Genomic DNA, 12,829 nt, shown 5'->3' on the forward strand with positions numbered 1-12,829 from the left:
ATTTCTCAAAATTCCTCTGTTCAGACGAAATCGTAGATATTAAGTGTTGTTTGTCCAACTACTGTCTGCAAATGGGGCGGTGCCGCAGGAACAGATGGACAAAATCCAATAAACGCCACCGGCTGCGTTCAGAACTGTACACTATACCCGGCTGATCCCGCAAAAATAAAAAAACCTGCAAGCTCCGAAAGGGAGCTTGCAGGTACCTGAATGAACCAAGACCTACAGCCGGAACGAAGACACCGTGCTCTGCAGCTCCTCGGCCAGGCTGGCCAGGGACTGGGCGGAAGAGGCGGTCTCTTCGCTGCTGGCAGCGGACTGCTGGGTGGTGGCAGAGATGTTCTCCACCGCAGCGAGGACGTTGGTGGACTGGGCGGCTTGTTCTTCGCTGGCGGCGGCAATTTCGGAGATCTTCTGGCCGGCGTTGTTGACCATCGTCACGATTTGATGGAAAGAAACGCCGGTCTTCTGCGACAGCTCCGCACTCTCCTGCACAGCGCTCACGCTGTAGCGAGTATTCACCTGCATCCCCTTGATGATGCTGGTGATCTGCTTGGTGGCCTCGCCGCTGCGCTCGGCCAGCTTGCGCACCTCGTCGGCCACCACCGCGAAGCCGCGGCCCTGTTCTCCCGCTCTGGCGGCTTCAATGGCGGCATTCAGAGCAAGCAGGTTAGTCTGATCGGCAATATCCTCGATGACATCTATAATCTCGCCCACCTTCTGGGAGTCCTCCTCCAGCCTGGACATCTGCCCGCTGACCGTCTGCATGCTCTCCATCGATTCCTGAATGATGCTGTTCCCGTTCTCGGCAATTAATACAGTCTCATCGGAGATGATCGAAGCCTGCTCGGTATTCTGGGCGACAGAGTGGATCGCACTGGAGAGCTCTTTGAATAGCTCGCTGATCGTACCGGCATCGTCCGCGGTGGTCGTGCTGCCGCTTGCCACCTCTTGCGTGCTGGCGGAGATCTCCTCGGCCGCAGCAGACAGACTCTGGGAATGCAGCAGAATGGAACCCACCGTCCGGCGGAGGTTGTTGACCATCTCGTTCACCTTGGCGGCCAGGATGCCGACCTCATCCTTGGTATCGATCTCAGACTGGCTGCGCAGATCACCGTCAGCCACCTTCGAGAGAATGTTGACGACCTTCGCCAGAGGACTGGAGATAATCCGGGAGATGATATAGCCCAGCAGGATGCACAGAATAACCGCGCCGATAATAATGCCGAGGGTAATGTTGCGTGAAGAGCTATAGAGTACAGCTCCAGCCTGCCGGGCCTGATCCGCTTCCCTGGTATTGGTGAGAATCAGATCGTTCAGGATCTGCTTCAAGGTATCGCCCTGACTATTAAGCGTGCTGCTGCGCAGCATCTCCAGCAGCTTCTCGTCCTGTCCGCTCAGGGCGAGGCTGACCAGAGAATCGTAGGTAAGCAAATATTCATTCCATGCAGCTTCAAAAGGGGCAATGGTCTGAACCGATTCCGGGCTCAGCTTGGTTTTGCGGAAGGCGGCGATGCTATCGAGCACGTTCTGCTTCTCTTTTTTATAATCTTCTACCCGCTGCTGGCGTTCCTGAGGGGTCTTCTTAATGTACAGATCCCTGACGATGCCGCGCATGACGGAGAAGCTGTTCTGCGAGCTCTGCAGGGAGGAGACGGGAACCAGATTGTTCACATACATATCATCCAGACTCTTATTGATAGAGCCGAGATTGCTCAGTCCGTAGAGGCCCACGAAGGAAAGAATGACAGCGACGATCAGGAAGGACGAGATTAATTTCACGCTTGTTTTTAGATTATAGAACCATTTCATACCTGTATCCCCCAGTAAACTTGAATTTGTTAAGCGAAGACTCCCGTGGTTAAAAATAAGCTGGCGGTGTCAATGATCAGTGCGATGCTGCCGTTCCCCAGGATGGTAGCTCCTGATATATTCTCAGTTTTGCCCATGTAAGAGCCGAGCGATTTGATGACGATATCCTGATTGCCGATAAGCGTATCCACGGCCAGTGCCAGCCGTTTCTCCCCCCGCCCCACGATGATCAGCGGAATGGAAGCTGCGTTGCCGCCTTCGGCGGCGGGGAGACGCAGGATATCCTGCAGCCAGACCACCTGTACGAGCTGATCCCGTGCGGTAATGACAGGCTGGCCCCGGACAGAGCTGATCTCCTCTGGAGCGACGCGGACGATCTCGGCCACACTGCTCATGGGTATGACAAAGGTGGCTCCCCCGGCATGAACGAGCAGACCCCGGATGATGGCGAGCGTCAGGGGCAGGCGGATCCGAAAGCGGGTGCCTTGCCCCCGGGTGGTCTCGATATCGATCATGCCGTTAATCCGTTCAATATCATTGCGGACGATATCCATCCCGACCCCGCGGCCGGAAATATCGCTGATTTGCGAAGCGGTGGAGAAGCCGGGCCGGAAAATAAGCCGCAGCGCCTCATCCTCAGTCATCCCTTCGGCCTCTTCAGCCGTGATGATGCCCTTCCGCAGAGCGGACTCTGCGATCCGGCCGGAATCGATTCCGGCCCCGTCGTCCTCTATGACCAGGATGACCTGATTGTCCTCATGGGAGGCGGCGACGCGGACGGTTCCGGTCTTGCTTTTGCCGGCGCTGCGGCGGATTTCAGGGGTCTCTATGCCGTGATCGACAGCATTGCGCAACAGATGGATCAGCGGGTCGCCCAGCTCTTCAATGAGCGTCCGGTCCAGCTCCGTCTCCTTGCCTTCAAGGACCAGCTCAACCTGCTTGTTCAGGGAGCCCGACAAGTCTCTGACCATGCGGGGGAGACGATTGAACAGCTGCTCTATCGGCAGCATCCGTACCTTAATCATGCTCTCCTGCAGCTCGCCCGTAATCATCGCCAGATGGTCGGCAAGCTGCCCCAGCTCCTCTGTCAGTTCATTGGTCCCGTATTGCTGGTGAAACCTGCGGTTCAGCAGATGGAACCGGGTCTGGTCAATGACCAGTTCGCCCGCCAGGTTCATCAGCTTCTCCAGACGCTCCACCTGGACGCGGATCGTCTGCGGTTTGGTTAAGTCTGTGGCGGGCGGCGGAGATTCAGGCGCATCCGGGAGCCTCCGGTTTCCCGTCTCCGGGCGGGGCGGCTTCACGGATTCACCGGGACGCAGAGCATTGTTCAGCACTTCTTCTATGTAGATACTCTCGACATCCATTATGGATAAGAGCTCTTGGCGGAGCTCCTGGATATTCCCCTTGGGCGCCAGCAGCCAGGAAGCTTCTTCGATCCGGCTGTCATGGGCCTCGATCTCTCCCAGCTCCGGCTTCATCCGCAGGACCGCAGCGAGACTCCGCAGCTTGGCATCGATCAGGTGGAGACGGGGCAGCTTCATCTCACAGCCGGAAGAGAGCCGCACATGCATCCAGTAAAACTGGAGGGGCACCTCGGCCTGGCTTGGCTGCGCAGCGGGGGCAGTGTCCTGTGAATCCTGCAGCTCCTCCCTTCCGAATGAACTCAGCCGCTGAACCAGACCGGATACATCGGTGGTCTCCTGATCCGTGGCAGCGATCTCGCTCTGGAGTGCGCGCATGCCATCCAGCGCCTCGAAGAACAGGCGGATCAGCTCCTGCGTGACCGTCCGTTCCCCGCCCCGCATCTGATGAAGCAGATGCTCCAGATGATGAGTGACCTCCTTCAGCCGGTTGTAGCCCATAGAGGCAGAGGAGCCCTTAAGGGTATGCGCCGCCCGGAAGAACTGCTGGATTCCATCTTCCGTCTCCCCGGTCTGCTCCAGCCTGAGTACCTCATCCTCAATCAGCTGCAGCTGGTCCTCCAGTTCCTCCAAGAAAATCCCTCGGTATTCCGATAAATCAATCATGGTTCGCCTTCTCTCCGTGTAGCCTTTGTTTAGTCGCGCAGCAGGATCTCATCCAGCCTCAGAATGCCGACCAGCCCGGAAGAAGAGAAGCCTACTCCATTGAAGAAGGAACCGCTGATTCCGGAGATGCTGCCATTTGCAGGCTGAATATCGCTGAAGGTCGTCACTTTATTCACGTTGTCGACAATGACGCCGAGGGACTCCTCCTGGTGATGAACCACCACAATGCGTGTATGCTTGGTCGTGTCCGCCTCCTCCATATGGAGCAGCACTCTAAGGCTGAGCACCGGCACAATTTTCCCCCTGAGATTGATAATGCCCTTCACATAATGGCGGCTGCTGGGGATCTCCGTAATTTCCTGCATTCTAATAATTTCATGGACATCTGAGATAGGGATCGCATAATGCTCGTGATCTACCCCGAATTCAACATATTGTTTCTGCAAAACGGTCTCCATAGTTACCCTCCGGCTTCTCATAGTACTTAGCTGGCCCGCAGCTGCTATCGGTCTCCCGCTCCCTCCCTGAATTCTTTACGCTGCCTTCTGCTGTTCTTGCGTGGTCCGGTCTTTAGCCGTCTTCGTGTGATAATGGGACAAAATACCACAAAAATGTCGTACAATATCACTTATGCGACATTTCTATTCCTGAGGAGTGATGAAAAAAGAATGAGCCAGACCGAATCCAGCCGTACGGCGCTCAGCTTGGTGTACCCGGAAGAGGGATACCTAAGCGATGATCAGATTGTTCAGATGTTTATGGCTACCTGCTGTACGAATGTCAATACAGGTCGAAATTATAAGCGGGCGATTGCCGATTTCCGCAAATTTATTACAGGTACCTCCTTGCGGGCAGTGAGCTGGCGGGAGATTGAGGCGTATAAGATTTTTCTGACGCAGGGAGGCTACAGCTATCAGAGGCAATTGGCTCCGGCAAGCATAGCGGCATTCCTTGCACCGTTGAAATCTTTCTATAAATGGGGAAGTGACCAGCATATCGGTTTTTTTGCCGTGAATCCGACCTCATCGGTGCGTATCCCCAAAATAACCGTCACCAGCCGGAAGAACTTCCTGACCAAACGGGAGGTGGGGGAATTACTGAATGTGCTGGAGCAGCAAGGACTGCGCAATTATCTGATCGGGTTGACACTGGTAGTGCTCGGTCTGCGGGTATCGGAGCTGACGGCGATGAAGTGGGGGGATTTCCATAATGATCTGCTGGAGACCTCGGTCTGGCTGACCGTGGAGAACGGCAAGGGGGGCAAGCCCAGAGAAATTAAGGTTCCGCCGACCCTGTGGCAGCTGTATTCCAAGTTGTCTGATACCCTGCCAAGGAAGGAAGAGGCCACTCCGGAGCAGAGGATGTTTCCGTTATCTTCACGGCAGGTGGAACGGATTATTAAGAACGCCGGAGCAGCCAGCACGATTGAGAAAAAGCTGACGCCGCACTGGCTGCGGCATACGAATGCCACGCTGGCCCTGCTCCAGGGGGCTTCGCTTCAGCAGGTTCAGGAATCGCTGGGGCATTCCCATATCAACACCACCCAGCGGTATCTCCACACCGTTCAGCAGATTCAAAAGGCTGCCCCCGATTTTGTAGAGGACAGCCTGCGGACGTTTATTCAATAGATTACTTTCGACAAAAAATGCAGTGAGACGATTGAACATATCTGCGGCTCAGAGAGGATTAATCCGGTGAAGTTTCTATACAGAAGTTAGGAAATGACCTATAATAAACGCATTGCTGCTTGATTATGCGCAAGTATGCATGGTTTCTGTTATTTCGCTTGCAAAAGGTCGCATAAGTGATATTGTACGACAAAAAGCGTCAAAGTATACATACCGACTTAGCTTCTTGTTATTTCCTGCTTTAAAATCCGGCACTTGTGCCGCTGATCGCGCGTTTCTGCATATACAGCCCAGACTCCGCCTATGTGCGGGGTTTTTTTGTTGTAATAGGAAACTATATTTCCTGCCGCTGCGGAAAAGGTGTGTGTGAATTTGTGGATAAGAGTAAACCGAATACAATGGGCAGGTATAGCGGCATATGGACCAAATGTATGTGGAAAACAGCATACATTGTGTTCGTAAGCAGGCATACGGCCTGAATGTATGTGGAAAATAGCATACATTGTGTTCTTGCAAATGTAATTTTGTTCACCCGTTAGGGTGATTTGGTTGTGATTGAAATCGAAAAAATAAAAATAGCAGAGGTTTTTTGTTGACAGTGAAAAGCACAGGTCATATACTGTGTATATAGATATATACAGTAAGCACACATTGATACACACTGAATTCAAGCAGATCGGCTATCTGCCGCTCAAAGACGAATAAAGTGAGGAGGTTAGAGGTTATGACAACGTTAAAGCAAGCCTGGGTCATCGTACGCAGCGAATTCCACGGTGATCGCTGGAAGCTGCTGTGGGCGCTGCTGTTCTCCCTCGTGTTCATGGGCTATTTCTCGGCGATCACCGGAATGGTCATTGATGATAGTCTCAGCGGGAGTGCTGGAAGGATGCTGAGCGATGTTCTGATGATTACGATGACTCTCATGCTCAGCATCAGCTTCTCCCGGCGGACGATGAAATATCTGTCCGAAGATTCCTACACCCGGATGCTGGCCTATATGCGGGCATTACCGGTGCCTGCTGCGGCCATTCTGTGCAAAAGAAAGCTGAACGTACTCTTCGCCATTACAATGAATGGCACGCTCTACTTCAGCCTAATATACCTGATCAGCCCGGGAATACGCAGTGAGCTTCCTGTACCTGTCTACCTTGCCTTCGCCTTCACCTGGGTGGGGTACGGTCTGATTGTCTCGGGGCTCTATATATTGATCGAGTTCTCGGTGAGCGGTAAAGTCTACTTCTGGTCCATATCGGCCATTATGATACTGGCGATAGGGGCTGCAGGGCTGGTCCACCTGGGCGGAGGCAATCTAATGCTTGCAAGTGTGGCCGCCTCCAAAGAATGGGGCCTATTATCTCCCTTGATGTGGGGGGCACTGGTGCTTGGCGTATTATCGCTCCAGTTGTTCTCCAAATGGACGATTCACCGGCTGAAGAGCCGCGATCTCGTATGAGACGGGGCAGGGCAATAATCCGGGGGCCGGGCCTGGAAAGCGGGTGTGAATGATGTGGATACCGATACAAATTAATGAGAACAGCGCAGAGCCGCTATACCACCAGATTGAGACACAGCTCAGATCGCTGATTATCTCCGGTACGATCACAGAAGGGACGCTGCTTCCTTCGATCCGCGAACTCGCGGGTGACCTGAAATGCAGTGTCATTACAGTCCGCAGGGTCTATCAGGATCTGGAGAATGAGGGTCTGCTGAGGACCAGACAAGGAACAGGTACCTTTGTATCCCATGTGGGGAATGCTGCGATGGAGGGCTATAAGCAGGACGCCATCCGCAAAGCGCTGGAGAGTGCCGTCGATGTCGGATTATCCGTACATTGCAGCGAGGAAGAGCTGACGGAGCTGTTTACAGAGATCGTGAAGAGCAAATACAGCAGGCGGGAATGAAGGAGGGGAAGCGGATGGTACAACAGGCTGTAGAACTGCGGGATGTGTGCAAGAAGCGGCGGCATAAGACAGTAGGACCGATTAATCTTAACCTGCCGCAAGGATATATTACTGCACTGGTAGGCCAGAACGGCTCCGGCAAAAGCACGCTGTTGAGCATGCTGATGCAGCTGAGTTTTCCCGGAGAGGGCGAGGTTCGCTGGTTCGGTGAAGCTTACCTGGACGGGTTGCCGCTGCAGCTCCGCCGGCAAATGGCTTATGTGCCGGAGATATCGCAGAGCGAGGAGAACTTCTGGACTGCCGCCGAGGCCGCGGAGTTCCGCCGTCACTGGTACCCTTCCTGGGACCAGGGGTACTACGAGACGCTGATCGGGAAATTCGAAGTGCCGCAGAACGCCAGACTGGGCACCATGTCCAAGGGCGAGCGCCGCAAGTTCGAGCTTGCCGCTGCGCTGGCGGCGAAGCCCCGGCTGCTGCTGCTGGATGAGCCGTCTTCGGGCCTGGACCCTTTTGCCTGGAAAATCATGATTGAAACGCTGCAGCGGTACATGGAGGAGCACGATGCTACGATTGTCATCTCGACTCATATTGTTGAAGAGGTCCGGCGGCTGGCAGATTATATCGTGCTGATGCACCAGGGACAGCTGCTGGGAATGGCCGAGAAGGACAGCCTGTTTGGTTCCTGGACTGAAATATGGGTACAAATTGAAGGAGCGCAGGAACTGGAGGCGCTGGCAGCCGAGCTGCCGCAGGCGCTGGAGCTGAAGCTGGAGACGCCGGGCGTGGCTTCATTTTTGACCCAGCAAATTTATCTGTATGAGAAACGCATTCACGATTTGGGCGTAAAGGTACTCAAGAGCCGCAGCCTGGAGCTGGATGAAATCCTAAGCTTATGGACCCGGGGACATCGTCCGGTTCTGATCGACCAGAAGAGAGGGGAATAAGAATGGAAGCATTGCAGTTGAAGCAGGTAGTGAAGCAGTACGGGGAGAAGACGGCAGTCAACGGAATCAGTCTAAATGTGGAGCAAGGCGAGATATACGGTCTGCTGGGTGCCAACGGTGCCGGCAAAACAACAACCATGCGCATGGTGCTGGGTCTGATCTACCCGGATGAAGGCAGCATCCTCTATAACGGCAAACCTTATAGCAAGGAGCTTCAGCATCTGATGGGCTATCTGCCGGAGGAACGGGGGCTGTATCCGAAGGTCAAGGTAAGCGACCAGATTATCTATCTGGCGCAGCTTCGCGGGATGTCCGCCAGTGAGGCAGATAAGAGCCTGAAGTACTGGCTGGAGCGGTTCGATGTACCGGAATACTACAATAAGAAGATTGAAGAGCTGTCCAAGGGGAATCAGCAAAAGATGGGCTTTGTCGCCGCTGTAGTCCATAAGCCGAAGATCCTGATTCTGGATGAAGCGTTCAGCGGCCTCGATCCGGTCAATGTGGAGCTGCTGAAGGATACGGTCCGGGAGATGCGGGATCTGGGCACGAGCATTCTATTCTCGACGCACCGGATGGAGCATGTTGAGGAATTATGCCGCAATATCACGATTCTTGACCGTTCGAACGCCGTAGTTCAGGGAGATATCCGTGAGATCAAGAAGGGGTATCCGCGGGAGGAAGTCGTACTGCGGACCGCCGGGGAAGTGAACGGTCTTGACGGGATTGCCGGAGTTACCGGAGTGCAGCGGCAGGAGCGCGGGTATCTGCTATCCATCAATGACCTGGGAGCGGCGCAGCGCATTCTGCAGCTGGCTGTGGCTCAAGGCGAGGTCGAGCATTTCGAGATTAAGGAACCGACGCTAAACCAAATCTTTATCAGAGCGGTGGGTGAATCCAATGAATAAAATGGCAACCATTATCGGCTTCACATTCAAGAATAAGGTAAGAACGAAATCCTTCATGATTACCACCCTGATTCTGGTGCTTCTGCTGAGCCTGGGGATGAATATCCCTTATCTGATCAAGGTGTTCAAAGGAGAAGACGGTGCTAAGAACGCGACACAGATCGGAGTCGTTGCCGAGCAAGGCTTCCGGCCTGCCGAGCTGCTGCTCGCCTATACTCCGCCGGCTGAAGCCGAGGATAAAGTCGTATTTACCGCCTATCCTTCCGCTGAGGATGCTGCGCTGAAGCAGGGCCTGGAGGATGAGAAGATCGAAGGGTACCTTACTTTTGCCGCAGAGGGCAGTGAAGGCGTACCTCCGGTAACGTATCACAGCAAGGACGGAGACATCAGCACTACGTTGAGAACCAATCTTCAAGCCGCCTTGCAGCAGGTGAATACCGGGCTGATTGTCGGAGATAAGCTGACGGAGAGCCAGGTGGCTGCGATCTTTGCTCCAGTTGCGATTGATACCGCACAGCTCAGTACGGACGGCGCTGCAGGAGGCGCAGACCAGGATCAGGCCAAGCCGATTATCAACTATGTCATTGTCTATATCCTGCTGATTCTGTTCTTCATGTCAGTGATGATGACGGGCAACATGATCTCGGCCGAGATTACCTCGGAGAAAAGCTCGCGCATCATGGAGATTCTCATTACCAGCGCCTCGCCGCTGACCCAGATGTTCGGCAAGGTCATCGGAATCTTCCTGGTCGGCCTGATGCAGATCGCCATTATCTCGGCCGCCATCGCCGTCAACCTGATGCTGCCGCATAATTCCACGATTCTAAGCGATTTCGATCTGAATCTGGGACAGCTTAATGTGAGCATGCTGGTGTATGGATTCATTCTGTATATCCTGGGCTACTTCTTGTACGCCCTGATGTACGCTGCGGTTGGCTCGATTGTCAGCCGGACAGAGGATCTCGGACAGGCCGTAATGCCGGTCATGATGCTGGGCTTCGTCAGCTTCTACCTGCCGCTGTTCAGTATCTCGAACCCGGATACGCTGGTGGTGAAGGTAGCCAGCTTCGTGCCTTTCACCTCCTCGCTCAGCCTGCTGCTGCGCATCGGGGTCGGTGAGGTCGCCTTCTGGGAGATCATGGTCTCGCTGGCAATCCTGCTGGCTACAACCTTCCTCTTCGGCTGGCTCGCCGCCAAGATCTACCGCACCGGCGTCCTGATGTACGGCAAGCGCCCTAGCATCAAGGAGATCAGAAAAGCGATGAAGGCTTATAAGATCTAAGTTCTCGTATGACAATTATAAATTATGAGGAGTGTTAATTATGGATAAGAAACAACAACAAAATGTAGCAATGCTGTTCCTCGCCTCTGTCTCATCAATTATCGCCAGCCAGCTCATCCAGCCGAACGGAAGCAATCTGATGGATTTCTCGCAAGGAATCTTGACGGGGATGGGACTTGTGGGCATGCTGATGACCGTTGTAACTCTTGGAAAGTTCAGTAAGAAGCGCAGTCAGTAGTGGGAATCTGTGACTGTTCAAAAGGCTCGACGGAAGTGATGACTGTACCGTAACTGGACACCACTAATCTCATTGAAAAAGAATATATCGCCTTAGAACCCACGCTTAGCGTGGGTTTTGTGTTTTTGTAAGATTTAATTTGTGTCCTTCAGTCATAGTCGCTGAGGTTATTCAGCAGATGCCGGACTTCACTGTGGATCTGATCACAGAGCCTGGAACTCCGGAAGGGAATTTAGCCGGTAAATTAGAAGAGTCGGGTCTACAACCCTATAAGCCGGAGTTCACCTCTTTTCAAGTTAAGGTGGATGAAGTAGTTACAGGTGAAGAGGTTAGTAGTAACATTAACCTGATTTATAACTCAGAGTTCAGGGGATTGTACCCGAACTTAAGCCGGGAATGAGAATTGTGGCTGCCATCAAAAAAGGTGTGGGAAAGAGCAGGAAGGAAGCTATTCTTTTACCCGTTATGGTTCATATTATGTAGTTGATGGTGACTATGCTCTATCTGCATTCGAGGGACAGAGCGAAGAAAGGAGAACCTTTTCACGGGATACGAATGGATATAAACTGGACCATCTGATCGCTGAAATTAAAGCTTCGGAAGACCAATAGCGCTACACAACCTTTTTACATTTTATAATCAAGAAGTTAATGGGAGGCTTGTTTCTCGCATTCTTATGGGGTTCTTCTATTTCCGAGAAGGTGGAAAAAAGAAGAGGTAAAAGATTCAAAAAAATATATTGCGTAACAATACGCTATATTATATAATATGAACAAGAACAGTAAATCACAATAGCTTTATAGACGAAGAAGCTACAATTATCCGGAGATTGTGGAAACTTAGGTTTATTGAAGGTATGGACACTGTTCGAATAATTATACTTCGTAACATTACGTTTCGTTGCATTACATTACATTAATTTAGGAGGAATAAATTATGCCTTGTTCTCAAACTAATCTAACACCAATTTCTTTAGCTACTCCAACACCAGTGAAATCCTATGGGTACACACCTATTACAGAGAAAAGACTTTATGTGTGTGACAACCCAGAACCGTTGCAACCCAGTTATTTCACTAGTACCTCTATGATTACCCTCTGGGATGATGTAGTCCCTGCAAAAAGTTTAGTTAAGTATCGTGTGTTTATGTGGCATCATAACGCTACGGCTAGTACAATTAAATACGGTCTGACGTTAGGCACTGCTGGAGCCGCAATAACTGTAAGGGATATCATGTATGAGACTGCTGTTACCTCCAATGGTGGGGATATCCTTACTAATGCAGGGCTTTGCTTGGCTAAATCACTTCTTGGTGAAACACTTATATCAGACCCCACAGCTATTACTGTTCCGGCGGGTAATGTTCGCACTATTAAGGAATTCACCCTTGAGCCGAACCAAGTTCGAGGACTCATTATGGAATTCACTTTAGCCAGTGCTGGTAATATGGCTGCGAAACTTCGTACTGTGGCATCAAGTAGCACATCTGCGGCTCTTAATACTCATTCGGGTAATCCTATTGCTCCAAATGGTACACATCCTAGAGGTACTTGGGGCTACGCTGATGTACAGGGGAATAACATCACACTGACAATTGGAAGCACTGGTGTTTCTAGTAACGTAGCCGTTCTGGGTAAAGAAGATCCTGCAAACGGTTCGAATTCAGTATTTCCGGGGCCGCTTGCGAATGAACCTGCTTTCGGCGGCATTTATAAGGTTAATATTACCATTACGAATTCCTCCGGCAGTGCTAAAACTGCAAATCTTTATTTAAATCCACGTGGTGGACTTTATGCAGGGGCAGTAAAGGTGGGTAGTAATCCAGTTTATGGTATTAGCAAAACTAGAGATAACGAAGCTGTGAAAATTGGTGGTTTCTCCCTTTCTAATGGGCAATCTATTACTGTTCCAGTTCAGCTTACTACTGCAGGTGGTAGTTCTTCGCCAATTGCTTTTATCGTACGTTCGTAATTTGAAAAGTTTTCAACAAGAGACCGTTCTTTTTTAGAGGACACTGAAAAAGTCCAATAACGTCTCCAAGAGACATTCTCCTCATTTTTTTGAAGAGAATGTCTCTTCTTTTCGATTA

Annotated in this window: 12 protein-coding genes; 9 read left to right on the plus strand and 3 right to left on the minus strand. The window is 51.9% G+C overall.

Annotated elements, in window-relative coordinates; translation table 11 throughout:
• Positions 1–222 precede the first annotated feature (222 nt).
• Genes MHH28_RS25325 through MHH28_RS25335 form a run of 3 tightly spaced genes read right to left on the minus strand, consistent with a single transcriptional unit; the run spans position 223 to position 4,300 of the window.
• Positions 223–1,812 carry a methyl-accepting chemotaxis protein gene (locus tag MHH28_RS25325; RefSeq protein WP_405106632.1) on the minus strand — a complete coding sequence of 530 codons (1,590 nt, stop codon included), beginning with the start codon at positions 1,810–1,812 and terminating at the stop codon, positions 223–225.
• 29 nt (positions 1,813–1,841) lie between these two features.
• The gene (locus tag MHH28_RS25330; protein WP_405106634.1) at positions 1,842–3,842 is read right to left on the minus strand and encodes a chemotaxis protein CheW; all 2,001 of its coding nucleotides are present in this window, start codon (positions 3,840–3,842) and stop codon (positions 1,842–1,844) included.
• Positions 3,843–3,871: 29 nt separating this feature from the next.
• Positions 3,872–4,300 (minus strand): chemotaxis protein CheW, encoded by a 429-nt coding sequence (locus MHH28_RS25335; RefSeq protein WP_405106636.1) that lies wholly within the window; start codon positions 4,298–4,300, stop codon positions 3,872–3,874.
• 210 nt (positions 4,301–4,510) lie between these two features.
• Between MHH28_RS25335 and MHH28_RS25340 the strand changes: the two genes are divergently transcribed.
• The 9 genes from MHH28_RS25340 (at position 4,511) to MHH28_RS25380 (ending at position 12,711) form a co-directional block, all read left to right on the plus strand.
• Positions 4,511–5,470, plus strand: coding sequence for a tyrosine-type recombinase/integrase (locus MHH28_RS25340; protein WP_405106638.1), 960 nt, complete (start codon positions 4,511–4,513; stop codon positions 5,468–5,470).
• A gap of 724 nt (positions 5,471–6,194) precedes the next feature.
• Entirely contained in the window at positions 6,195–6,923 is a 729-nt protein-coding gene (locus MHH28_RS25345) for a hypothetical protein (RefSeq protein ID WP_405106640.1), read from the plus strand.
• A 52-nt stretch (positions 6,924–6,975) separates the two neighbouring features.
• Positions 6,976–7,371: a GntR family transcriptional regulator gene (locus tag MHH28_RS25350; protein WP_405117248.1), complete on the plus strand. Its 396-nt coding sequence runs from the start codon at positions 6,976–6,978 to the stop codon at positions 7,369–7,371.
• 14 nt (positions 7,372–7,385) lie between these two features.
• Entirely contained in the window at positions 7,386–8,315 is a 930-nt protein-coding gene (locus MHH28_RS25355; RefSeq protein ID WP_405106642.1) for an ATP-binding cassette domain-containing protein, read from the plus strand.
• A gap of 2 nt (positions 8,316–8,317) precedes the next feature.
• Positions 8,318–9,220 carry an ABC transporter ATP-binding protein gene (locus MHH28_RS25360; protein ID WP_405106644.1) on the plus strand — a complete coding sequence of 301 codons (903 nt, stop codon included), beginning with the start codon at positions 8,318–8,320 and terminating at the stop codon, positions 9,218–9,220.
• Positions 9,213–10,502, plus strand: a complete 1,290-nt coding sequence (locus MHH28_RS25365; protein WP_405106646.1) for an ABC transporter permease — start codon at positions 9,213–9,215, stop codon at positions 10,500–10,502. Before MHH28_RS25360 ends, MHH28_RS25365 begins: the two co-directional genes overlap by 8 nt.
• A 40-nt stretch (positions 10,503–10,542) precedes the next feature.
• Positions 10,543–10,740 (plus strand): hypothetical protein, encoded by a 198-nt coding sequence (locus MHH28_RS25370; protein ID WP_405106648.1) that lies wholly within the window; start codon positions 10,543–10,545, stop codon positions 10,738–10,740.
• Positions 10,741–10,933: 193 nt separating this feature from the next.
• A complete protein-coding gene (locus tag MHH28_RS25375; RefSeq protein WP_405106650.1) occupies positions 10,934–11,140 on the plus strand; it encodes a hypothetical protein in 207 nt (68 codons plus the stop codon).
• 536 nt (positions 11,141–11,676) lie between these two features.
• The gene (locus MHH28_RS25380; RefSeq protein WP_405106652.1) at positions 11,677–12,711 is read left to right on the plus strand and encodes a hypothetical protein; all 1,035 of its coding nucleotides are present in this window, start codon (positions 11,677–11,679) and stop codon (positions 12,709–12,711) included.
• The last annotated feature ends 118 nt before the right edge of the window (positions 12,712–12,829 follow it).

This window comes from Paenibacillus sp. FSL K6-1217, from assembly GCF_045040735.1.
Lineage (GTDB): Bacteria > Bacillota > Bacilli > Paenibacillales > Paenibacillaceae > Paenibacillus_AQ.